The following is a 23,309-nucleotide window of genomic DNA, read 5'->3' as shown; positions in this document are numbered from 1 at the left end:
ATCGGGCCTTAGGCTCGGATGCAGTGTGTTTATGCTATAGAAACCGTCAATTGGACGCTCTGCAACCATCAGCTGATCTCGTATTACTGGGGATGCGAGGTGGAATTGGCAAGGTTTCCCGGATGAAATGCCATTCATCCGCAAAAAAATCGTTAGCAGCCTATACGTTTGCTTTACATATGTGCTAATAATTCTCCGCCGCCGACGCTCGGTGGCAACGTTCTCAGGGCGGGGTGCAATTCCCCACCGGCGGTAATTGCGCCCATTGCGCATAGCCCGCGAGCGCTTGCAGGCTTGCCCTGCAAGGTCAGCAGACCCGGTGTGATTCCGGGGCCGACGGTCATAGTCCGGATAAAGAGAGAACGGGATAGGCACGCCTGTGCCTGTCGTTGCGCACCTGCGCGGCGAAATCCCCTTCGATCCAGATGCCCTGTTTCTCATACAAACAGGAGTCCGTTTCAATGCAACCTACCGCAATCGATAGCAAAAACCCTTCCCACGAGCGCATCGCCTTCATCCAGGCCTGCTGGCACAAGGATATTGTCGATCAGGCACGTAAAGCCTTCGTCGAGGAAATGGGGAATCTGGGCTATCAGGCCAGCGATATCGATTTCTTTGAAGTCGGTGGCGCCTTCGAAATCCCTCTGCACGCCAAGCTGCTGGCCCGTGGCGGCCGCTATGCCGGCATTGTTGCCGCTGGCCTGGTCGTCGATGGCGGCCTGTACCGCCATGAGTTCGTGGCCCAGTCAGTCATCAGCGGCCTGATGCAGGTTCAGCTGGAAACCGAAGTGCCGGTGTTCTCGGTGGTGCTGACTCCGCATCACTTCCATGCGGGCGATGAGCACCAGAACTTCTACTTCGAGCATTTCCTGGTCAAGGGTGCTGAGGCGGCGAAGACTTGTGCCGATACCTTGCAGAAGCTGCGCGCCCTGCGCCGCAATGACGTGCCACAGAAACGCGTAGGCTGATTCTGGTGGGAGCGGGCTTGCCCCGCGATTGCGGAGTGTCAGCCACTGCGATCGCGGGGCAAGCCCGCTCCCACTGACAGCTGCACCTACAGCCCGATTCAGGCCAGCTGATCGGGCGTGGTTGGCACAATCAGAATCCCCGCGCGCAAGCCGTTCTTGACCTTGGGATTGGGGAAAATGATGCGCGCGCCCTCCTCTTCGACGATCCAGCGCGTGCTGCTCAGGTCTTCTGCCAGCAGGTAGCCCTTGGACAACTCCGAGAAGTTCTCGATATCCGCCGGCAGATGCAGGTGGAAACTGTCGCTGTGCTTGATGATCTCGCGGGCCACGCTGAACAGCTGTAGGCCATCCAGCGCCTCAGGCGCTTCAGGCTCGTTGCCTTCGATGATCTGCTTCAGACGGGTTTCCAGACGCTCAAGGTTGACCTGTTCGTTCTGCCCAAACGGCCGCGCCTTGCCCAGCTCCAAGGTAAAGGCCTCAGCATCGAGGGTTTCGTAGGTGAAGGCCGTAAAGGTGACCGATGTCTTGCTTTGCAGCAACACCGCCTCCATGCCTGCCGCACGCAGACGCGCCAGTTCGCGACGAGAGTGCTGGCGACCGTCCTTGAACGGATAGAGTGCAAATTGTTCGATCTTCGAACCACGAATGGCGGTGTGCAGATCGTAGTGCAACCGGGTACGCCCGGGCACACTGAAAAAGGTGGTGGCCAAACGCTCCAGCTCGCAAGCGCGCAACGCTTCGGTGCCGCTGGACAGCTCATGCCGACCGTTGAACAGGCGATTGACGTCCTGCTCCAGATAACGCTCCCCTTTGCGGATCGCCTCGGGGTTGCCAAACAGGAACAGAATCCGCGCCCGCGGCTTGATTTCGCCTCTGGCAATGCCATGCAGCAACTCGTCAAGCAGCTCGATGGGGGCGGTTTCGTTACCGTGGATCCCTGCAGACAGCAGCAGGTCCATGCCGTTGTCACGCGCCTCAGGGGGGCGCACTTCAAGTGCGCCCTCACCAAGCCAGCGCATGCGCACGCCATCGACAGTCAGCTGGGTCTTCTCTGCCGGTTCACGACCGGCAAGGGTCAGTTCGAGCAGTTTGCCGAGGGCGAGCATGGGCTATTCCTTAGTGATGGTGGCCGCAATCCGGACCATGAACGTGATCATCGTCGCCGCCAGCGTCGGCCGGTTCCATTTCCAGCTGCAGGCTGACCAGGTTGGTGGCCAGCGGACGCAGCAACAGGTTGGCGTACTCTTCGTCGTCTTCTTCGACGTCGACACCGATCAGCAGCTGACCACGGCCATCCTGCTGAATCCATACCTCCTTGCCTTGCCAGACCACCGCAAAGCGGGTGCAGGAAGTTTCCAGCTGGGTACCATCGTCATCTTCAAGGATCAGCTGCAGGGTGTCGGACATAGTCGAATTCTCTCTCAAGGTTGGAGTTGGAACGGATAGACCGAACCCAGTTTGAGGATCTGGGTCAGTTCATCCAGTGCCGTACGGCACTCCAGCAACAGTTGCGGGTCCGCCAGGTCGGCTTCGCTCAGGCGGTCGCGGTAGTGCTTGTCGACCCACTGGGTCAGGGTGTCGTACAGCGGCGCCGTCATGATAACCCCTGGATTGACCGCTGCCAGTTCAGTTTCGTTGAGTGCCACGCGCAAACGCAGGCACGCCGGGCCACCGCCGTTCTGCATGCTCTGCTTGAGGTCGAACACCTTGACCTCGGCCACCGGACCGCCCTGGCCGGTCAAGGCCGACAGATAGGCCCAGACCCGCTCGTTGTTACGGCACTCTTCCGGGACGATCAGCAGCATCGAACCGTCGGCACGGGACAGCAGCTGGCTGTTGAACAGGTATGAACGCACTGCATCCTCTACCGTGACAGCCGAGCGCGGTACGCAGATCGCCTTGAAGTTGCCACCCCGTTTAGCCAGTTTAGCTTGCAGTTGGCCAAGCATCGCCTCGGTCTCGAGGAAGGCGTCTTCGTGGTAGAACAGCACCTCGCCGTTGCCCACCGCGATCACGTCGTTGTGGAACACACCCTGGTCGATCACCGAAGGGTTCTGCTGGGCAAACACCACACCCTCCTCGCTCAGGCCGTGCAGACGGGCGACCGCCTGGGAAGCCTCGAGGGTCTGGCGCGCCGGGTACTTCTGCGGCGCCGGGTAGCGGGTGTCGAAGGCGCTGCGGCCATAGACGAAGAACTCCACGCCAGCCTCGCCGTAGCTGCGGCAGAAGCGCGTGTGGTTGGCCGCACCTTCATCACCGAACTGCGCCACCGCCGGCAACGCGGCATGGTGGGCAAAGTGCTTGCTGTCGGCGAACATCGCCCCCAGCACACGGCTGGTGGTCGGGTGCTCGATGCTGCGGTGATACTTGCAATTGAGGTTGGCAGCCGTGAAGTGCACGCGACCGTCGGCAGTATCGGCACTCGGGCTGACCGTGGCGGCATTGGCCACCCACATGCTCGATGCCGAGCAGCTGGCGACCAGCAAGGGCATCGCTTCTTTGGCGGCGCGCTGGATCACCTCGGCATCCGTACCGGAGAAGCCCAGACGGCGCAGTGCGCCAACGTCCGGACGCTCCTGCGGGGCGAGCACACCCTGCTGGAAACCCATCTCCATCAACGCCTTCATCTTCGCCAGGCCCTGACGCGCGGCTTCGCGCGGGTTGGACGCCTGCTGGCTGTTGCTCTGCGAGGCAACGTTGCCGTAGGACAGCCCGCCGTAGTTATGCGTCGGTCCCACCAGACCATCAAAGTTCACTTCAAACGATTTCATCGGCAAGGCTCCGTGGACCTTTTGTTATAGGGAGACGCCTGGCGTCAGCGTGGCAGGCAGGGTCAGGCTGGCGGTCTCCAGCGAGGCGACTGGGTACGCGCAATAGTCGGCTGCATAGTAGGCACTGGCACGGTGGTTGCCGCTGGCACCCACGCCACCGAACGGCGCAGTGCTGGCCGCACCGGTCAGCTGCTTGTTCCAGTTGACGATGCCCGCGCGGCTTTGCAGCCAGAAGTACTGATAACGGGCATGGGAGTCAGACAACAGGCCGGCGGCGAGGCCGTACTGGGTGTTGTTGGCTTCGGCAATCGCCGCGTCGAAATCGCTGTAGCGAATGACCTGCAGCAATGGCCCGAAGAACTCTTCGTCCGGGCGATCGGCCACGGCGGTCACGTCGACGATACCGGGGGTCAACAGGGCAGCGTTGGCTTGCGGCTGGGTCATTGCCAGCAGCGAGACACCGCCGTTGCCGAGCAACTGCGCCTGGGCATCGAGCAATGCCTTGGCTGCTGCCAGCGAGATGACCGAGCCCATGAACGGTGCCGGTTGTTGATCGAAGGCGCCGACGGCGATGGTCTTGCACACCTCGACCAGCCGCTTGAGCAGCGAATCGCCCCACGCGCCTTGCGGTACCAGCAGGCGGCGGGCGCAAGTGCAGCGCTGGCCCGCGGAGATGAATGCCGACTGGATGATGGTGTAGACCGCTGCGTCCAGGTCCTTGACCTCATCGACCACCAGCGGGTTGTTGCCACCCATTTCCAGGGCCAGGATCTTGTCCGGGCGGCCGGCGAATTGCTGGTGCAACAGGTTGCCGGTACGGCTAGAACCGGTGAAGAACAAACCATCGATGCCCGGGTTGGCAGCGAGGGCCACGCCGGTTTCGCGTGCGCCCTGAACCAGGTTCAGGACGCCCGCTGGCAGGCCGGCTTCGATCCAGCACTTGACCGTCAGCTCGGCCACCTTGGGGGTCAGTTCGCTGGGCTTGAACACCACGGTGTTACCGGCCAGCAGCGCCGGAACGATGTGACCGTTAGGCAGGTGGCCCGGGAAGTTATAGGGGCCGAACACCGCGACCACACCGTGCGGCTTGTGCCGCAGTACGGCGGTGGCATCGGCCAGCGGGCCGCTTTTCTCACCGGTGCGCTCGCGGTAGCTCTGCACTGAAATGGCGACCTTGTTGACCATGCTGGTCACTTCAGTAGTGGCCTCCCACAGCGGCTTGCCGGTCTCTTCACCGATGCAGCGGGCCAGCTCGTCAGCGTTAGCCTTGAGTGCTGCGGCAAAGGCTTCGAGGACACTGATGCGTGCCTCAAGCGACTGCAATGCCCAGCCGGCAAAGGCCTGACGTGCTGCCTTGACGGCGCTGTCGACCTGCTCGGCGTTAGCGCCCTGGCCTTGCCAGACCACCTTTTGGCTGACCGGATCGAGCGATTGCAGTGCTTCGCCCTGCCCTGCCTGCCAGCTGCCGGCGATAAAGTGAGTCGTCATTATTTGGCCTCCCGGGCAGCAGACAGCGGCACGGCACGCACCTGGTCACCGGCACTCAGGCGCAAGCGTTTTGCGGTCAACGGATCGACCACCAGGGTACCGGCCGCCAGGCGCGCCGGCGCCGCAGTGATGCGGCACTCTTCGCGCTTACGGTTATGGATGATGAACGGCGTAGCATCGTCGCCCGGCGTGCCGACGGCCAATACCAGCGCCTGGCTGTCGTGCACCGCACGGATCTTGGAGGTTTCGCATTCCACAGCCGGGCCCGCATCGAAGATGTCGACATAGCCCTGGTAGCTGAAACCTTCGCTCTTGAGCATGGCCAAGGCCGGCTCGGTGTCGGTGTGGACACGACCGATCACGCCACGCGCAGCTTCGGAAAGGAAACAGGTGTACAGCGGAAATTTGGGCATCAGCTCGGCGATGAACGCCTTGTTGCCGACACCGGTCAGGTAATCGGCCTGGCTGAACTCCATTTTGAAGAAGTGCCGGCCCAGGCTCTCCCAGAACGGCGAACGCCCCTGCTCATCCGACATGCCGCGCATTTCGGCAATGATCTTGTTGCCGAACAGTTCGGCAAACTCGGCGATGAACAGCAGGCGCGCCTTGGCCAGCAGACGGCCGTTGAGGCCACTGCGATGGTCGCTGCGCAGGAACAACGAGCACAGTTCGGAGTTGCCGGTCAGGTCGTTGGCGAGGAACAGTGTCGGGATCTCGCGGTAGATGTTCAGCTCCTGCGAGGCGCTGACCGTCAGGCCGACCCGGTAGTTGTACCAGGGCTCACGCAAGCCGACCGCGCCGGCGATGGCGGAAATCCCCACCACCACGCCGTCGTCGTTTTCCAGCACGAACAGGTAGTCAGCGTCGCCGCGCTCCGCTTCACCACGGAAGCTCTTCTCGGCCCAGCTGACCCGGTGCGACAGGCGCTCCTCGTTGGCCGGCAAGGTGGTCAGGCCGGTGCCGGTGCTGCGCGCCAACTCGATCAGCGCCGGTAAATCGCTGCTGCGTACGGGACGAACGATCATGCTATCTCCTCGGGCGGCGGCCTTTGGCCTGCCGCGAAACTCGACCTGGGGGCTCGGTTATCGAACCGCAGGAATCAAACCGCGACCAGGCGCACGCTGGCGCCCTCACCGACGCCCAGGGCTTCGGCGGCTTCAAGACTCAGGGTGACCGGTTTGCCAGGCACCCAGTCCAGCTCCAGGAGCACCGCGCGGTAATCCTGCAACTGACCATTGCACACCAGGTAAGGGCGTCCGCCCTTGACCACGGTACTATCGAGCTTGACCGGCACCACGCGACTCTGGGCAATCGAACGGATGCTCGAGACCCGCGCATGCAAGGTCGGGCCACCGTCGAAAATATCGATGTAGTGATCGGTCTCGAAGCCTTCGCGCATCAGGATGTCGAAGGTGATCTGCGCACGCGGATGCACCTGGCCCATGGCCTCTTGCGCGGCATCCGGCAGCAGCGGCACGTAGATCGGGTAATGCGGCATCAGCTCGGCCAGGAAGGTCCGGCTCTTGAGCCCGCACAGGCGCTCGGCCTCGGCGTAGTTGAGGTCGAAGAAATTACGCCCGATGGCATCCCAGAATGGCGAGTCGCCGTTCTCGTCGCTGTAACCGACGATCTCGGTCACCACCGAATCGGCGAACCGCTCGGGATGAGCAGCCATGAACAGCAGACGGCCACGGGAGTTGAGTTCCGACCAGCCGCTGCCGACGAGTTCTGGCAGGACGTAGAAGCTGGTCAGCAGGCTGTTGCCGGTCAGGTCATGGCACTGCGAAAGCACATGGATCTTGTTGTGGATCTTCAGCTCACGCGAAGCGTGCACAAAAGTCTCGTTACGGAAGCTGTAGAACGGCTCGGAATAGCCCGCCGAGGCGACGATCGCCGAGCAGCCAACCAGCTTGCCGGTGGTGCTGTCTTCAAGCACAAAAAAATAGCTCTCTTCGCCGTTGAAGCTGACTTCGGCAGCGAAGGAGGTTTCCGAGGCGGCAATCTTGTCGCTCAGGCGCTCGGCATCATCCGGCAAGGACGTGACACCAATGGGGCTGTCCGCTGCCAGACGCTGTACTTCGCCCAGATCAGCCATTTGCGCGGGGCGCATCACCAGCATGGTGTCACTCCTTTCGGGAAAACAGGCCAGCCATCGCCGGCACAGGAAATATCAGCAAGCGCCCGCTGGGCACTGGCTCTGGAATTCGGATTCACCGGCCCCGAAGGGCCGGCGAAAGGACCGCAGGCGTCAATCAGGCCTGGGTCAGTTTTGCCGCAGCGCGTTCGAAACGGTCCAGGCCTTCGTCGATATCGGCATCTTCGACCACCAGGCTCGGGGCGAAACGCACCACATCAGGACCGGCTTGCAGCACCATCAGGCCTTCTTTCTCGGCGGCGTTGAACACCTCCTTGGCCTTGCCTTTCCAGGATTCGGTGAGCACGCAACCGATCAGCAGGCCAACACCACGCACCTGGGTGAACAGGCCGTACTTCTCGCCGATCTGCTCCAGGCGGGCCTTGAACTTCTGATGCTTGGCCTTGACACCCGCCAGCACCTCAGGGGTGTTGACCACGTCCAGCACCGCATTGGCCACGGCGCACGCCAGCGGGTTGCCGCCGTAGGTGGTGCCGTGGGTGCCGACGGTCAGGTGCTTGGCCAGGGCTTCGGTGGTCAGCATGGCGCCGATCGGGAAACCGCCACCCAGGCTCTTGGCGCTGGAGAGGATGTCCGGGGTCACGCCGTAGTGCATGTAGGCGAACAGCTCGCCGGTACGGCCAACGCCGGTCTGCACTTCGTCGAAGATCAGCAGCGCGTTGTGCTTGTCGCACAGCTCGCGGGCGCCTTGCAGGTAGGCGACGTCTGCCGGGACCACACCGCTCTCGCCCTGGATCGGCTCGATGACCACGGCGCAGGTCTTGTCGGAGATCTGTGCCTTGAGCGCTTCCAGATCGTTGTACGGCACATGGCTGATGCCGGTGATCTTCGGGCCGAAACCGTCGGAGTACTTCGGCTGACCGCCGACACTGACGGTGAACAGGGTACGGCCGTGGAAGCTGTTAACCGTGGCGATGATTTCGTGCTTTTCCGGGCCGAAACGGTCGTGGGCGACACGACGGGCCAGCTTGAACGCGGCCTCGTTGGCTTCGGCGCCGGAGTTGCAGAAGAACGCCCGCTCAGCGAAGGTCGCGTCGACCAGCTTGTGGGCCAGGCGCAGGGCCGGCTCGTTGGTGAACACGTTGGACACGTGCCACAGCTTGTTGGCCTGCTCGGTCAGCGCGCCAACCAGCGCCGGGTGGGCATGACCCAGAACGTTTACGGCAATCCCGCCGGCGAAGTCGATCAGCTCGCGGCCCGACTGATCCCAGACTCGAGAGCCCGCACCACGAACGGGGATAAAGGCCGCCGGTGCGTAATTGGGCACCATTACCTGGTCGAAATCGGCGCGTTGCACCGGAGCTTGCGGAGCGGACATCGGAGTCTCCTGAAGAGGAACGCCTGCCTGAAACTGGCGAGCGATGGGGGGATTGTAAGGACAGATCGGCGCCCGACCTTGCCGCCAAGCGACAACTTCTTATAGCGCCAAACCCTGTTTTACCAAGGCTTACGGCAATGCGACAAATAGGGTCGCAAAGGCGCAGTTTAAACGGTGCGCGGGGATGGGTGGGAGATTCTGTATGGACGGTTCGATCGCGGGACAAGCCCGCTCCCACAGCTATCACTGACTGTGGGAGCGGGGCTTGCCCCGCGATTAAAATCAACCGCGCTCGGCAGGCACCGAAGACAACTCAAAAGGGCTGCTGCTTCGTCGCTGATTGCGATCTTCCCGCGGCGTTGCGCCGAAGAAGTTGCGATACGCGCTGGAGAAGTGCGGCCCCGAAGAGAAGCCACAGGACAGGCCGATCTGGATGATCGACTTGCTTGTCTGCATCAGCATCTGCCGCGCCTTGTTCAGGCGTAGCTCCAGGTAATACTGGCTCGGCACACGATTGAGGTACTGCTTGAAGATCCGCTCCAGCTGACGGCGCGAAACGCAGACGTGCTGAGCAATCTCGTCGGTGGTCAACGGTTCTTCAATATTGGCTTCCATAAGCAGCACGGCCTGGGTCAGCTTCGGGTGACTTGAGCCCAGACGGTTCTGCAGCGGAATTCGCTGACGCTCACCGCCCTCGCGAATCCGCTCGACCACCAACTCTTCCGACACCGCACCGGCAAGCTCGGCACCATGATCGCGGGCCAGCACCGCCAGCAACAGATCGATCACCGACATCCCGCCACACGCGGTCAGGCGATCACGGTCCCAGTCGAACAGATGGCTGGTGGCGATAACCTTGGGAAAGCGCTCGGCAAAATCATCCTGCCAGCGCCAGTGCACTGCCGCGCGATAGCCGTCGAGCAAACCCAGCTGCGCCAAGGGATAAACCCCTGCCGACAACCCACCGACGACACAACCGGCACGGGCCAACTGCTTGAGCGCGCTGGCCAGCCCGGATGCCACCGCCTGAGGCGGCTCATCGGCCAGCAAAAACAGCTTCTGGCAACCTTCCAGGCGCCCTGCCCACGGCTCACCCGGCAAGCGCCAGGCACCTTCGGCTGGGGGCTCGGCCTGCAGAAACGCCAACTCGTAGACCACCTCTGGATGGACACGCTGGGCAACCCGCAAAACCTCTTCGGCCAGCGCCAGGGTCAGGGCTTTGGTGCTGGGCCAGATGAGAAAACCGATGCGCTGGGTGGTCATGGGGTGCGGTCCGGAACCTGAGGAGGGATCAACAAGATAGAGCCTGGTCATGCTGCGACAAACTCGCAGCATGACCCATTTTGGTGCGGATCGGCAATCTTACTTGAGGCTGCCCGAAAGGAACTGCTGCAGGCGCTCGGATTGCGGATTGACCAGCACCTCGCGAGGATTGCCGCTCTCTTCCACCAGGCCTTTATGCAGGAATACCAACTGGTTCGAGACCTCGCGGGCAAAGCCCATCTCGTGGGTCACCACCACCATGGTCCGGCCTTCCTGGGCCAGTGCCTGCATGACCTTGAGCACGTCACCGACCAACTCGGGATCGAGTGCCGAGGTCGGCTCGTCGAACAGCATGACTTCCGGCTCCATGGCCAGCGCACGGGCAATCGCCACACGCTGCTGCTCACCACCGGACATATGCCCAGGGTAGGCGTCTTTACGATGAGCAACACCCACCTTGGCCAGGTAATGTTCGGCTTTTTCCAGAGCGTCCTTCTTCGACATGCCCAACACGTGAATCGGCGCTTCGATGATGTTTTCCAGCGCAGTCATGTGCGACCACAGATTGAAGTGCTGGAACACCATCGACAGCCGCGAGCGCATGCGTTGCAGCTGTTTTGGATCGGCAGCCTTGAGCGCGCCGTCCTTGTTGGCCACCAGCTTGAGCTCTTCATTGTTGAGCAGGATCTTGCCCGCATGCGGCTGCTCAAGCAGGTTGATGCAGCGCAGGAAGGTACTTTTTCCCGAACCGCTGGAACCGATGATGCTGATCACGTCGCCTGCCTTGGCCGCCAGGGACACACCCTTGAGCACTTCGTGACTGCCGTAGCGTTTATGCAGATCTTGGATTTCGAGTTTGTACATGCTGTCGATTCTCACAAAGCAGTCAGTCTTGAGCTAACGCTCAGGGCGAAAAAGTTGGCGCAGGCCTCAGTGCTTGCGCGGCGCCAGGTAGCCGAGCCAGCGGCGCTCGGCCAGCTTGAACAGGCGTACCAGAATGAAGGTCAGGCACAGGTAGAACACGCCGGCGGTGATATAGGCCTCGAACGGCAGGTAGTACTGGGCGTTGACCGTGCGCGCCGCACCGGTGATGTCGATCAGGGTAACGATCGACGCCAGACTGGTGGTCTGCAGCATCATGATCACTTCGTTACTGTACTGCGGCAGCGCCCGGCGCAGGGCCGACGGCAGCAGGATGCGACGGTACATCTTGACCCGCGACATGCCCATCGCCTTGGCGGCTTCGATCTCGCCATGGGGCGTGGCCTTGAGGCTACCGGCAATGATTTCCGCCGTGTAGGCACTGGTGTTGATGGCGAAGGCCAGGCAGGCGCAGAAGGTCGCGCTCGACAGCCATGGCCAGAGGAAGCTTTCCCGCACGGCTTCGAACTGGGCCAGACCGTAGTAGATCAGGAACAGCTGCACCAGCATCGGCGTGCCGCGGATGACGTAGGTGTAGAGCCAGGCGGTCATGTTCACCAGCGGCTGCTTGGACACCCGCATCAACCCCAGCGGGATCGCCGCCAGCAAACCGAACAGCAGCGACAGCGCCAACAGCTTGAGGGTGGTCAGCAAACCGCCCAGGTACAGCGGCAGCGCTTCCCAGATGACGTTGTAGTCGAAAATCATAGTTCAGCCGCCTTTACGCCAACCGAGTAGCGCTTCTCGAGGTAACGCAGGGCCAACAGCGAGACACTGGTGATCACCAGGTACAGGGCCGCGACCGCCAGGAAGAAGGTGAAAGGTTCGCGGGTGGCATCTGCCGCCTGCTTGGCCTTGAACATCATGTCCTGCAGGCCGACCACCGAAATCAGCGCCGTGGCCTTGGTCAGGACCAGCCAGTTGTTGGTGAAGCCGGGGATTGCCAGGCGGATCATCTGCGGCACCATGACCCGGAAGAACACCTGCAGGCTGCTCATGCCGTAAGCCATGCCGGCCTCGGCCTGGCCCTTGGGGATGGCCATGAAGGCACCACGGAAGGTTTCCGAAAGATAGGCACCGAAAATGAAGCCCAGGGTACCGATACCCGCCATCAGCGGATTGAGGTCGATGTAATCGTCATAACCGAGCAGCGGTGCTACACGGTTGAGCAGGTCCTGACCACCGTAGAAGATCAGCAGGATCAGAACCAGGTCGGGGATCCCGCGGATCACCGTGGAATACAGGTCGCCCAGCCACGCCAGCCAGCGCACTGGCGACAGACGCAGGGCCACACCGATAAGGCCGAGTACAATGGCCAGGGCCATGGACGACAAGGCAAGCTGCAGCGTAAGCCACACGCCGTCGAGGATAACTGCCCCGTAGCCTTTCAACATGATGAGGTCCTCGACCTTAGGGATGAAAAAATGGTGCAAACCTCAGAGCCTCTGCTGCTTGCACCATTACACAGGTGAAACCTCGACGATTTACTTGGCTTCAGGGCCGTAGATGTCGAAGTTGAAGTACTTGTCCTGGATCTGCTTGTACTTGCCATTGGCGCGAATAGCGGCGATGGCAGCGTTGATGCGGTCCAGGTTGGCTTTGTCGCCCTTGCGCACGGCAATGCCGACGCCGTCACCGAAGTACTTCACGTCAGTGAAGGACGGACCGACGAAGGCGTAGCCCTTGCCGGCGTCAGTCTTGAGGAAGCCATCTTCAAGCAGCGTAGCATCGGCCACGGTGCCATCCAGGCGACCGGCAGCGACGTCCAGGTAGATTTCGTTCTGGGTGCCGTAAGGAACGATGGTGGCGCCTTGCGGAGCCAGGACTTCCTTGGCGAAACGGTCGTGGATCGAGCCGCGCTGAACGCCGATCTTCTTGCCCTTGAGCTCGCTCAGGTTGTCGCTGACGGTAGTACCTTCCTTCATCACCAGGCGCGCCGGGGTCAGGTAGTACTTGCCAGTGAAGTCCACGGACTTCTTGCGATCGTCGGTGATCGACATGGACGAGAGGATGGCGTCGATCTTGCGCACTTTCAGTGCCGGGATCAGGCCGTCGAATTCTTGCTCGACCCAGGTGCACTTGACCTTCATCTCTTCGCACAGGGCGTTGCCGATGTCGTAGTCGAAGCCAACGATGCTGCCATCTGGCGCCTTCGAGGCGAACGGTGGGTAGGCGGCCTCGATACCGATTTTCAGCGGTTTCTCATCAGCCAGCGATGCCAGGGAAAACACAGATAGCGCCAGGGCGCCAAGCAGTGCGAGTTTCTTCATCTGGAACTCCATCGGTAAAGGGCAATACAAGGCAGCCGGTAAAACTGCCCGATATGCGAATGGGTACAACGCGAGCTGCGCAGGGTCGACGAAGGTCGAACGCCACGAGCGAGTGATCGGCATTTTAACGACAGCTCCGAAGCCGATATTTCTTCAATGCGACAACTAGTTACAGAAGCGCAGGAACGCGGGGCCGGAGATATTGACAGCTTTCACGGAATATGCAAAAGCAAAAGACAAATAACCAATCAATGAAGCAATAAGCGGGCCTATTATTGGCAAAGCCTTCTAATCCGGCAAGCGTAGCGTTTCAGCGGATTGAAATCAGTGAAGGAAGCGCCCTGTTAGCAGGCGAAAACGTTTCGCTTTGCCCCGTTGCCGAACCATTGTGGTGACAGAAAGGTTACCGATGATTGTCGGAGTAACAGAAAGCACCAAGCCCCGCTGGCAGAGCCGGGCGGGGCTTGGTGTGGATTGGAGCACCTCATCGCGGGACAAGCCCGCTCCCACCAGGACTACAATCATCCGGGTGGGTGCGGGCTTGCCCCGCGAAGCTTTTAGGCCGACGCCTTGCTCATATCCTTGTGGGTATCGATCAGATGCTGCACCACACTCGGATCAGCCAAGGTCGAGATATCGCCCAGGGCGTCGTACTCAGCCGTGGCAATCTTGCGCAGGATGCGGCGCATGATCTTGCCCGAACGGGTCTTGGGCAGGCCTGGCGCCCACTGGATGACATCCGGCGAAGCAATCGGGCCGATCTCTTTACGCACCCAGTTCTTCAACTCCAGACGCAGCGCCTCATTCGGCTCCTCACCACCGTTAAGGGTGACGTAGACATAGATGCCCTGCCCCTTGATGTCGTGCGGCACACCGACCACCGCAGCCTCGGCCACTTTCGGGTGGGCAACCATGGCGCTTTCGATCTCCGCAGTACCCATACGGTGCCCGGAAACGTTGAGCACATCGTCAACGCGACCGGTGATCCAGTAGTAGCCGTCTTCATCGCGACGGGCACCGTCACCGGTGAAGTACATGCCACGGAAGGTCTTGAAGTAGGTATCGACGAAACGATCGTGATCGCCGTACAGCGAACGCGACTGGCCCGGCCAGGAATCGAGGATCACCAGGTTGCCTTCGGCCGCACCATCGATCAGGTTGCCGAGGTTATCCACCAGCGCCGGCACCACACCGAAGAACGGACGGGTCGCCGAACCCGGCTTGAGCGCGGTAGCACCTGGCAGCGGGCTGATCAGCACGCCACCGGTTTCGGTCTGCCACCAGGTATCGACAATCGGGCAGCGCTCTTTACCAACGGTCTGGTAGTACCAGTTCCAGGCTTCCGGGTTGATCGGCTCACCCACCGAACCGAGCAGACGCAGGCTCGAGCCATCGGCACCGGCCACAGCGGCCTGACCTTCGGCCATCATCGCGCGGATGGCAGTCGGGGCGGTGTAGAGGATATTGACCTTGTGCTTGTCGATGATCTTCGACACGCGCGTGATGTCTGGATAGTTCGGTACACCTTCAAACAGCACGGTGGTCGCGCCATTGGCCAGCGGACCGTAGACGATGTAGCTGTGACCGGTCACCCAGCCGACGTCGGCGGTGCACCAGTAGACTTCACCCGGACGGTAGTCGAACACCCGCTCGTGGGTCAGCGCAGCGTAGACCAGGTAACCCCCCGTGGTATGCAGCACACCCTTGGGCTTGCCGGTGGAGCCGGAGGTATAGAGGATGAACAACGCTTCCTCGGCGCCCATCTCTTTCGGCGCGCAGTGGCTGGAAGCGACCTTCATCAGGTCTTCGTACCAGATGTCACGATGCTGGTGCCAGGCAATGTCGCCACCGGTGCGCTTGCACACGATGATCTTCTGCACACTGGCGGTTTCCGGGTTGGTCAGGGCCAGGTCGACATTGGCCTTGAGCGGTGTGCGACGACCGCCACGCAGACCTTCGTCAGCGGTGATCACCACCTTCGATTTGCAGTCGATGATACGGCCGGCCAGCGCTTCAGGAGAGAAGCCACCGAAGACCACCGAGTGGATCGCACCGATACGGGCGCAGGCCAGCATCGCCACCACCGCCTCGGGAATCATCGGCATATAGATGGTGACCACGTCACCACGGTGCACGTCCTGGCCGCGCAGGGCGTTGGCGAACTTGCACACCTGCTCGTGCAGTTCGCGGTAGGTAATGTTGCGGTGTTCGGAAGGATCGTCGCCTTCCCAGATGATGGCGACCTGATCACCGCGCTCGGCAAGGTGGCGGTCCAGGCAGTTGTAGGAGACGTTCAGAGTGCCGTCGGCAAACCACTTGATATCAACATGGTGGTCGTCGAAGGAGGTCTGCTTGACCTTGGTGAAGGGCTTGATCCAGTCCAGGCGCTGCGCCTGCTCACGCCAGAAGCCGTCCGGGTTGATCACCGACTGCTGGTACATCGCCTTGTAGGTCGCCTCGTCAGTCAGGGTGGTGGCCGCAACCTCGGGACGAACGGGATACAGGGGAGCCGCACTCATCTTTATCTACCTCGGTGTAATAGTTGTTTTTGTATGACCTCGTTGTAACTGTACCAGACCCGGTAGGCCATTCGACGTTGGTAGTAACGCCCTGCTCTTTTGCACCCATGCACTTGACCGCAGGCTCAAGACCGGGCACTGGTACCAAAAAATAAATTCCAACCCTGTCAAGCAAGCGATTGTTACAGTTTTCGCCAACAGTGTTTATCAAAACATCATCTGTTTAACCCAGGCCCTCGCCCCTAAAATTCGCACCGCCAGCAACGGCATCGCGATTAACTTCTTGTTACAGCCCCCACGAAGGCCGTTAATCCCGAGATAACTGTGATAGTTGAACTTTAGTTGTACACGCGGCGCCACAAGCGCTGCGTGCCCCCTTACGACCTTAGACAGGTAAAATGAAAATGAAAGCTTTACTGGCATTGGTACTTGGCAGTCTTTGCACCGCGGCAGTCGCCGACGAAGTTGCAAACGGCGGCGCCGAGCAGATTCCGGTTGAACAGTACAGTTACTCGCAGCACCTGGACATCGCCAAAGTCATTTCCATGAGCGAAGTCCCGAACGTCTGCGAAGTGGTCCCGGCGCGCATGACCTATGAAGACTCGCAGGGCCAGCGGCATATTCTCGAGTACCGTGTGATGGGTAACGGTTGCTCCAACGGATAATCTGAAGATTACCGCTCGCCGCGCCTCGATCACCACTGACCGAGGCGCGCAGTTCAAACAATCGATATTGAATCGTTGCGCTACAACCAATCAACGCTGACATTTCTGTCATTACAGTTGACTCATTCCGCCGACTTGCCAACACCATGTTCGCGCAACTTGTTGGCTATCGTGGTATGTGAAACACCGAGACGCTTGCCCAATGCCCGACTGCTCGGGTATTCACTCATCAATTGTTCCAGCACCGCTTTTTCAAAGCGCCCGATAATCTCACCCAAGTCACCGTCCAGGGAAAACTCACCCAGCGGTTGCCGTGCACCATAGTCCGGCAAGCGAATGTGTTCGCTCTTGACCACCCCGCCATCACACAGCGATACCGCCTGGAACAATACGTTCTCCAACTGACGCACGTTACCCGGCCAGTGATACTGACTCAGGCGCTCCATGGCCGCCGGGGCCAGGCGCGGCAATGGGCAACCGATCTGGCGGCTGGCCTGATCGAGAAAGTGCTCGACCAGCGGCGACAAGCCATCCAGGCACTCGCGCAGCGGCGGGATATGCAATGAAAGCACATTGAGACGATGGTAAAGGTCCTGACGGAATTCACCGCGCGCGCAGAGCTCCGAGAGGTCGACCTGGGTCGCGCAGATAACCCGCACATCCAGATACACCTCCTCGTCGCTGCCGACCCGACGGAAGCAGCCATCCTGCAAAAAGCGCAGCAACTTGACCTGCAAACGCGGGCTCATCTCACCCACGCCATCGAGAAACAGCGTGCCACCGGCGGTCAGCTCCAGCAAACCCAGCTTGCCTTCAGCCCGCGCGCCTTCGAACGCTCCCGGCCCATAGCCGAACAACTCGGTCTCAGCCATCGACTCCGGCAGACCGGCGCAATTGAGCGCCATCAACGGCGCTTGCCCGCGCGGGCTGGCGAGGTGACAGGCACGGGCCAGCAGTTCCTTGCCGGTACCGGTCTCCCCTTCAATCAACAGTGGCGCGTCCAGCGGTGCCATACGCCGCGCCTCGCGCACCACCGCCGCCATGACCCGCGAACTCTGAAAAATGCTGTCGAAGCCGCGCAACTCCTGCTTGCGCACATTGTAGATACGTTCGCCGATGCGGTCGGCGCGGTGCAGGGTCAACACCGCGCCTGCCAGCGCCTCGCTGTCGTCATGCTCGGATTGCAGCGGCGCGATATCGGCCAGGAACACATCGCCCTTGACCTTGACCCGCAGGCCATTGATCCGCGACTTGTTGGCCCGCACCAGTTCAGGTAGGTCAAAGTCTTCGGCATAGCGCGACAAGGGGATGCCCGGCACCTCATCCACCCGCACCCCGAGCAACTGCGCCGCCGCCCGGTTCGCGGCGACGATGGAGCCGCCCATGTCGATCGACAGCACCGGGAAATCCAGCGCCCCCAGCAAGGCATTGAGTTCCATGTGCCGTCGTTCGCTCGGCATCAAGCCCACGCGCTTGACCCCGAACACCCCGGCAATCGACTCGAACTTGGGGCGCAAGGCCTGGAACTGCAGGTTGATCAGGTTGGGACAGTGCAGATAGATGGCATTGCCATGCTCGCCGCCGACCTCGCCGCGGGCGACGTTGATGCCGTACTCCACCAGCAGGTTGAGGATGTCGCGCAGAATGCCGATGCGGTTCTGGCAATGCACTTTGATACGCATGAAGTGTCCTACATATAGGTCTGGAACGAGCCCTGACAGCTACCGGGCTGGCACTTTTTTACCAGTCCGGAAGAATTTTCGTAAAGATTACGTGACAAAACGCCGATTACCGAGACTCAACTCCCCTCGATTTTCCGGCACCCTGGCAAAATCGTAAAATAATCGTTACAGAAAACACCTCGTTTATCCAGCCCTACACGCTGTAGCACCGATGCAATGTGCGGCGCCGCGAGTTATCACTTAAGCAACGGCTTGATCACATAACAAGAACGGCCCTCAGCAGGAGAGCAGTATGAAACAGACGCAATACGTGGCTCGCGAGCCCGATGCGCAAGGGTTTATCGACTACCCGCAACAGGAACACGCGGTGTGGAACACCCTGATTACCCGCCAACTGAAAGTGATCGAGGGCCGCGCGTGCCAGGAATACCTGGACGGCATCGAACAACTGGGCCTGCCGCACGACCGCATCCCGCAGTTGGGCGAGATCAACAAAGTGCTGGGCGCCACCACCGGTTGGCAAGTTGCCCGCGTGCCCGCGCTGATTCCTTTCCAGACCTTTTTCGAACTGCTGGCCAGCAAGCGCTTTCCGGTGGCGACCTTCATTCGTACCGAAGAAGAGCTCGACTACCTGCAAGAGCCGGATATTTTCCACGAGATCTTCGGCCACTGCCCACTGCTGACCAACCCCTGGTTCGCCGAATTCACCCACACCTACGGCAAACTCGGCCTGCAGGCCACCAAGGAAGAGCGCGTCTACCTGGCCCGCCTGTACTGGATGACCATCGAGTTTGGCCTGGTCGATACCCCGCAGGGTCGCAAGATCTACGGCGGCGGCATCCTTTCTTCGCCGAAAGAAACGGTCTACAGCCTGTCCGACGAGCCTGAACACCAGGCCTTCGACCCGCTGGAAGCCATGCGTACGCCGTATCGCATCGACATCCTGCAACCTGTGTACTTTGCCCTGCCGAACCTCAAGCGCCTGTTCGACCTGGCCCACGAAGACATCATGGGCATGGTTCACACAGCGATGAAGATGGGCCTGCACGCACCGAAATTTCCACCTAAGGTTGCTGCCTGAGCCACCTTGCAAACCAATAACAAACCACTTGCGGAAAACCTTATGAACGCCTTGAACCAAGCCCACTGCGAAGCCTGCCGTGCCGATGCTCCACAGGTCAGCGATGAAGAACTGCCGGTACTGATCAAGCAGATCCCGGATTGGAACATCGAAGTCCGTGACGGCATCATGCAGCTGGAAAAAGTCTTCCTGTTCAAGAATTTCAAACACGCCCTGGCCTTCACCAATGCCGTCGGCGAGATCTCCGAAGCCGAAGGCCATCACCCTGGCCTGCTGACCGAGTGGGGCAAAGTCACCGTGACCTGGTGGAGCCACTCGATCAAAGGCCTGCACCGCAACGACTTCATCATGGCCGCGCGTACCGACGAGGTCGCCAAAACCGCCGAAGGCCGCAAGTAATGCACTTCAGCGCCATCGGGCGCGTACCCGGCGATCCGATCCTGGGGCTGATGGAGGCCTATGCCAACGACAGCAACCCGGACAAGTTCGACCTGGGCGTGGGCGTCTTCAAGGACGCCCAGGGCCTGACGCCGATCCCGGCGGCGGTCAAACTGGCCGAACAGCGCCTGCTCGAGCAACAGTCGAGCAAGAGCTACGTTGGCGGTCATGGCGACGCTGACTTCGGGCGCCTGATCAGCGAACTGGTGCTCGGTAGCGGCTCGGCCTTGCTGGCCAGCAAACGCGCCGGCGCCACCCAGACACCGGGTGGCACCGGCGCACTGCGCCTTGCCGCGGAGTTCATCGCACACTGCCTGCCGGGCCGCGGCATCTGGCTGAGCGATCCGACCTGGCCGATCCATGAAACCATCTTCGCCGGTGCCGGCCTCAAGGTCAGCCATTACCCTTACGTCGGTGCGGATAACCGCCTCAACGTCAGCGGGATGCTGGCCGCCCTGGAAGCGGCGCCCAAAGGCGACGTGGTGCTGCTGCACGCCTGTTGCCACAACCCGACCGGCTTCGACCTGTCTCAGGACGACTGGCGCGCGGTACTGGAAGTGGTCCGCCGTCGCGAACTGCTGCCATTGATCGATTTCGCCTATCAGGGCTTTGGCGATGGCCTGGAAGAAGATGCCTGGGCGGTACGGCTGTTTGCCGCCGAACTGCCCGAACTGCTGATCACCAGCTCCTGCTCGAAAAACTTCGGCCTCTACCGTGAGCGTACCGGCGCCCTGCTGGTGTGCAGCCATGATGCCGAGAAGTTGCTGGATGTCCGCAGTCAACTGGCGTTGCTGGCACGCAACCTGTGGTCGACGCCGCCGGATCATGGTGCTGCGGTGGTTGCACTGATTCTCGGTGACGCCGCGCTGAAGAAGCTGTGGATCGAAGAAGTCGAGGCCATGCGCCAGCGCATTGCCCAACTGCGGGTCGGGCTGGTCGAAGCACTGGCACCGCACGGCCTGAACGAACGCTTTGCCCACATCGCCGCGCAACGCGGGATGTTCTCCTACACCGGCTTGTCGCCGGAGCAGGTCAAGCAACTGCGTGAGCGCCATAGTGTGTACATGGTCGGCACTGGCCGGGCGAACATCGCCGGCGCCGATGCGGCACGCCTCAAGGCACTGGCTGCAGCTATCGCTGACGTCTGTCGCTAAAAGCATCGCTGGCAAGGCCAGCTCCCACACAGTCTGCATTGCAATGGCTGTTGTGGGAGCCGGCCTTGCCGGTGATGGGGTGCACAGCAGCCCCTAGCCTCAACACCAATCGGCAGGAAAATTCATACTGTCATCCAGACTCCTGTATCCTGCACGAGCTTTTTACAAGCCACGCGCGCCTTGCGCAGCCTTTCCACACTCACTTGCGAGGAACGACGAGATGCATGAAATCCCGAATCTTCCCTTCCCAAGCCTGAACCCAGAAGAGCAGACACCTGCCACTCACAGCGCCGAGCCAGCCCAGGCTGACTACGACGGCGAAGAAACCTCCAGCGCCGACCAGGAATAACCGCGCAACCGTCAGACTGTGTGAAAACGGCTGATGCAGGGACTACCCCGTCAACGCGTTTTCACACCGTCAAGAATTCCCCGCCAAACCGCTCCACGCCTCAGTAATCGACTTTGCCGCGACCGGCCTTGATCGTCCCCCGCTTGCTCTTGGTGTCCAGCCGCCGGGTTTTCGACCCCAGTGTCGGCCGTGTCGGGCGTCGCGCCTTCTCGACTTTGACCGCCGCTACAATCATTTCCCGCAAGCGCTCCAGCGCATCGGCACGGTTCTGCTCCTGGGTGCGATATTGCTGGGCCTTGATGATGATCACCCCGTCACGGGTAATGCGACTGTCGCGCAACGCCAGCAAGCGCTCTTTATAGAACGGCGGCAAGGAGGAGGCCTGAGTATCGAAACGCAGGTGCATGGCACTGGAAACCTTGTTGACGTTCTGCCCACCTGCGCCCTGGGCGCGGATAGCCGTCAGTTCGATTTCCTGGTCGGGGATGTGCACGGAATTGGAAATGATCAACATGGGTCACAGGCCTGATAAGGCCATGAGGATACCGCAAAAACAAAAAGCCCGGCGCAAGGCCGGGCTTCTTCAGCACACACTGCGCCTTACTTGGCCGCAGTGCTCGCCTCAGACAGGCGACGGGCCTGACGATTGTTCTTCAGGCCGTAGCAGGCAAACATCACCACCAGCCACACCGGAATCGCGTACACCGATATCTGGATACCTGGAATCTGCAGCATGATGCCCAGAATCAGCACCACAAAGGCCAGGACGATGTAGTTGCCATAGGGGTACCACAACGCCTTGAACAGCGGCTTCTGGCCGGTCTTGTCCATGTGCTGGCGGAACTTCAGGTGCGAGTAGCTGATCATCGCCCAGTTGATCACCAGGGCCGCCACCACCAGCGACATCAGCAGCTCCAGGGCATGCTGCGGGATGAAGTAGTTGAGCAGCACCGCCACCAGGGTCACGGCAGCCGAGGCCAGGATCGAACGCACGGGCACACCGCGCTTGTCGATCTTCGCCAGGCCTGCCGGGGCATCGCCCTGCTCAGCCATGCCGTAGAGCATACGGGCGTTGCAGTAGGTGCCGCTGTTGTACACCGACAGTGCCGCAGTCAGGACCACGAAGTTGAGGATGTGTGCTGCAACATCGCTACCCAGCAGCGAGAACACCTGCACGAACGGGCTGGCGCCATAGGTGCCACCGGAGGCATCGAGGCTGGCGACCAGGCTGTCCCATGGAGTCAGCGACAGCAGCACCACCAGGGCACCGATGTAGAAAATCAAGATACGGTAGATCACCTGGTTGATCGCTTTCGGGATCACGGTTTTCGGCTTGTCGGCCTCTGCCGCGGTGAAACCGAGCATTTCCAGGCCGCCAAAGGAGAACATGATGATCGCCAAGGCCATGACCAGGCCGCTCACCCCGTTAGGGAAGAAGCCACCATGCTCCCACAGGTTGCTCACCGACGCCTGCGGACCACCGCTACCGCTGACCAGCATGTAGCTGCCCAGGGCAATCATGCCGACGATAGCCAGGACCTTGATGATCGCGAACCAGAACTCGGCCTCACCGAACACCTTGACGTTGGCCAGGTTGATCGCGTTGATCAGGATGAAGAAGGCTGCCGCCGAGGCCCAGGTCGGGATCTCCGGCCACCAATAGTGCACGTACTTGCCGACGGCGGTCAGTTCCGACATGCCGACCAGGATGTACAGGACCCAGCAGTTCCAACCGGACAGGAAGCCGGCGAAACCGCCCCAGTATTTGTGGGCAAAGTGACTGAAGGAACCGGCCACCGGCTCTTCGACGATCATCTCGCCGAGCTGGCGCATGATCATGAAGGCGATGAAGCCACAGATCGCATAGCCGAGAATCATCGACGGACCCGCCGATTTCATCACCCCGGCCGATCCGAGAAACAACCCGGTACCAATTGCACCGCCCAGGGCGATCAACTGGATATGGCGATTTTTCAGGCCGCGTTTCAGCTCGCCTGAATGCGTGTTTTGTCCACTCATGAACGAAGTCACCTGCATTGTTTTTATCTGTGACGGAATCGGACCCACCGCGCTCGTGGCGCAGCGGAATTAACAAGGTGATTACCTTGAGGATCTTGGCCAACTGCTGCCCATCCAGGGCAAACGCCGTGGGTAAATCAGCCGGGTGTCAGCAAGAGTGCGCGGTACGCATTGGGGTCACAGGTAAAACGCGGCGCATTGTATACCCCTGCAGACGCGCAGGGGTCAACACGTTGCGTAATTGTCTG

22 protein-coding genes and 1 riboswitch are annotated in these 23,309 nt (G+C 60.8%); of the genes, 6 read left to right on the top strand and 16 right to left on the bottom strand.

Annotated elements, in window-relative coordinates; translation table 11 throughout:
* Positions 1 to 215: 215 nt before the first annotated feature.
* A riboswitch (FMN riboswitch) is annotated at positions 216 to 368 on the top strand.
* Positions 369 to 461: 93 nt separating this feature from the next.
* Positions 462 to 968: a 6,7-dimethyl-8-ribityllumazine synthase gene (locus tag NPS47_RS14325; protein ID WP_274295546.1), complete on the top strand. Its 507-nt coding sequence runs from the start codon at positions 462 to 464 to the stop codon at positions 966 to 968.
* Between the two features lie 98 nt (positions 969 to 1,066).
* Here NPS47_RS14325 and astE read toward each other — a convergent pair whose 3' ends face one another.
* The 13 genes from astE to acs form a co-directional block, all read right to left on the bottom strand.
* Entirely contained in the window at positions 1,067 to 2,074 is a 1,008-nt protein-coding gene (gene astE, locus NPS47_RS14320) for a succinylglutamate desuccinylase (protein WP_274295545.1), read from the bottom strand.
* A gap of 10 nt (positions 2,075 to 2,084) precedes the next feature.
* On the bottom strand, positions 2,085 to 2,375 hold the full coding sequence (locus NPS47_RS14315; RefSeq protein WP_038613463.1) for a hypothetical protein: 291 nt from the start codon (positions 2,373 to 2,375) through the stop codon (positions 2,085 to 2,087).
* Positions 2,376 to 2,389: 14 nt separating this feature from the next.
* A complete protein-coding gene (gene astB / locus NPS47_RS14310; RefSeq protein WP_274295544.1) occupies positions 2,390 to 3,739 on the bottom strand; it encodes an N-succinylarginine dihydrolase in 1,350 nt (449 codons plus the stop codon).
* 24 nt (positions 3,740 to 3,763) lie between these two features.
* On the bottom strand, positions 3,764 to 5,230 hold the full coding sequence (gene astD / locus NPS47_RS14305; RefSeq protein WP_274295602.1) for a succinylglutamate-semialdehyde dehydrogenase: 1,467 nt from the start codon (positions 5,228 to 5,230) through the stop codon (positions 3,764 to 3,766).
* Positions 5,227 to 6,252, bottom strand: coding sequence for an arginine N-succinyltransferase (gene astA / locus NPS47_RS14300; protein ID WP_274295543.1), 1,026 nt, complete (start codon positions 6,250 to 6,252; stop codon positions 5,227 to 5,229). Before astA ends, astD begins: the two co-directional genes overlap by 4 nt.
* A gap of 74 nt (positions 6,253 to 6,326) precedes the next feature.
* Positions 6,327 to 7,346: an arginine/ornithine succinyltransferase subunit alpha gene (gene aruF, locus NPS47_RS14295; protein WP_274295542.1), complete on the bottom strand. Its 1,020-nt coding sequence runs from the start codon at positions 7,344 to 7,346 to the stop codon at positions 6,327 to 6,329.
* 133 nt (positions 7,347 to 7,479) lie between these two features.
* Entirely contained in the window at positions 7,480 to 8,700 is a 1,221-nt protein-coding gene (locus NPS47_RS14290; protein ID WP_274295541.1) for an aspartate aminotransferase family protein, read from the bottom strand.
* Positions 8,701 to 8,982: 282 nt separating this feature from the next.
* Positions 8,983 to 9,963: a transcriptional regulator ArgR gene (argR, locus tag NPS47_RS14285; RefSeq protein WP_274295540.1), complete on the bottom strand. Its 981-nt coding sequence runs from the start codon at positions 9,961 to 9,963 to the stop codon at positions 8,983 to 8,985.
* Positions 9,964 to 10,062: 99 nt separating this feature from the next.
* On the bottom strand, positions 10,063 to 10,827 hold the full coding sequence (locus tag NPS47_RS14280) for an ABC transporter ATP-binding protein (RefSeq protein WP_274295539.1): 765 nt from the start codon (positions 10,825 to 10,827) through the stop codon (positions 10,063 to 10,065).
* 66 nt (positions 10,828 to 10,893) lie between these two features.
* Positions 10,894 to 11,592 carry an ABC transporter permease gene (locus NPS47_RS14275; RefSeq protein WP_038613479.1) on the bottom strand — a complete coding sequence of 233 codons (699 nt, stop codon included), beginning with the start codon at positions 11,590 to 11,592 and terminating at the stop codon, positions 10,894 to 10,896.
* Positions 11,589 to 12,278, bottom strand: a complete 690-nt coding sequence (locus tag NPS47_RS14270; RefSeq protein ID WP_038613481.1) for an ABC transporter permease — start codon at positions 12,276 to 12,278, stop codon at positions 11,589 to 11,591. Before NPS47_RS14270 ends, NPS47_RS14275 begins: the two co-directional genes overlap by 4 nt.
* A 90-nt stretch (positions 12,279 to 12,368) precedes the next feature.
* A complete protein-coding gene (locus tag NPS47_RS14265; RefSeq protein ID WP_274295538.1) occupies positions 12,369 to 13,154 on the bottom strand; it encodes an ABC transporter substrate-binding protein in 786 nt (261 codons plus the stop codon).
* 557 nt (positions 13,155 to 13,711) lie between these two features.
* Positions 13,712 to 15,673: an acetate--CoA ligase gene (gene acs, locus NPS47_RS14260; RefSeq protein WP_274295537.1), complete on the bottom strand. Its 1,962-nt coding sequence runs from the start codon at positions 15,671 to 15,673 to the stop codon at positions 13,712 to 13,714.
* A 404-nt stretch (positions 15,674 to 16,077) separates the two neighbouring features.
* On the opposite strand from acs, the gene NPS47_RS14255 reads away from it, so the two are divergent.
* Positions 16,078 to 16,338: a DUF2790 domain-containing protein gene (locus NPS47_RS14255; RefSeq protein ID WP_274295536.1), complete on the top strand. Its 261-nt coding sequence runs from the start codon at positions 16,078 to 16,080 to the stop codon at positions 16,336 to 16,338.
* Between the two features lie 122 nt (positions 16,339 to 16,460).
* On the opposite strand, the gene NPS47_RS14250 is transcribed toward NPS47_RS14255, so the two are convergent.
* The gene (locus NPS47_RS14250) at positions 16,461 to 18,020 is read right to left on the bottom strand and encodes a sigma-54-dependent transcriptional regulator (RefSeq protein ID WP_274295535.1); all 1,560 of its coding nucleotides are present in this window, start codon (positions 18,018 to 18,020) and stop codon (positions 16,461 to 16,463) included.
* A 292-nt stretch (positions 18,021 to 18,312) separates the two neighbouring features.
* Between NPS47_RS14250 and phhA the strand changes: the two genes are divergently transcribed.
* The 4 genes from phhA to NPS47_RS14230 all read left to right on the top strand — a co-directional run bounded on the left by phhA (position 18,313) and on the right by NPS47_RS14230 (position 21,042).
* Entirely contained in the window at positions 18,313 to 19,101 is a 789-nt protein-coding gene (phhA, locus tag NPS47_RS14245) for a phenylalanine 4-monooxygenase (RefSeq protein WP_191833067.1), read from the top strand.
* Positions 19,102 to 19,143: 42 nt separating this feature from the next.
* A complete protein-coding gene (locus NPS47_RS14240) occupies positions 19,144 to 19,500 on the top strand; it encodes a 4a-hydroxytetrahydrobiopterin dehydratase (RefSeq protein ID WP_038613492.1) in 357 nt (118 codons plus the stop codon).
* Positions 19,500 to 20,693, top strand: coding sequence for an amino acid aminotransferase (locus NPS47_RS14235; RefSeq protein ID WP_274295534.1), 1,194 nt, complete (start codon positions 19,500 to 19,502; stop codon positions 20,691 to 20,693). The genes NPS47_RS14240 and NPS47_RS14235 overlap by 1 nt, the downstream gene beginning before the upstream one ends.
* A gap of 220 nt (positions 20,694 to 20,913) precedes the next feature.
* Positions 20,914 to 21,042: a hypothetical protein gene (locus tag NPS47_RS14230; RefSeq protein ID WP_274295533.1), complete on the top strand. Its 129-nt coding sequence runs from the start codon at positions 20,914 to 20,916 to the stop codon at positions 21,040 to 21,042.
* A gap of 100 nt (positions 21,043 to 21,142) precedes the next feature.
* Here the strand turns inward: NPS47_RS14230 and arfB are convergent, their stop codons facing one another.
* The gene (arfB, locus tag NPS47_RS14225; protein WP_274295532.1) at positions 21,143 to 21,556 is read right to left on the bottom strand and encodes an alternative ribosome rescue aminoacyl-tRNA hydrolase ArfB; all 414 of its coding nucleotides are present in this window, start codon (positions 21,554 to 21,556) and stop codon (positions 21,143 to 21,145) included.
* Between the two features lie 86 nt (positions 21,557 to 21,642).
* Complete coding sequence (locus NPS47_RS14220) at positions 21,643 to 23,061, bottom strand: amino acid permease (RefSeq protein WP_274295531.1); 1,419 nt, start codon at positions 23,059 to 23,061, stop codon at positions 21,643 to 21,645.
* Positions 23,062 to 23,309: the final 248 nt, after the last annotated feature.

It is taken from the genome of Pseudomonas putida (assembly GCF_028682475.1).
GTDB classification, from domain to species: domain Bacteria; phylum Pseudomonadota; class Gammaproteobacteria; order Pseudomonadales; family Pseudomonadaceae; genus Aquipseudomonas; species Aquipseudomonas putida_AG.
Note: the sequence above shows the minus strand (reverse complement) of the source record. Positions and strands in the feature narration are given on the sequence as shown.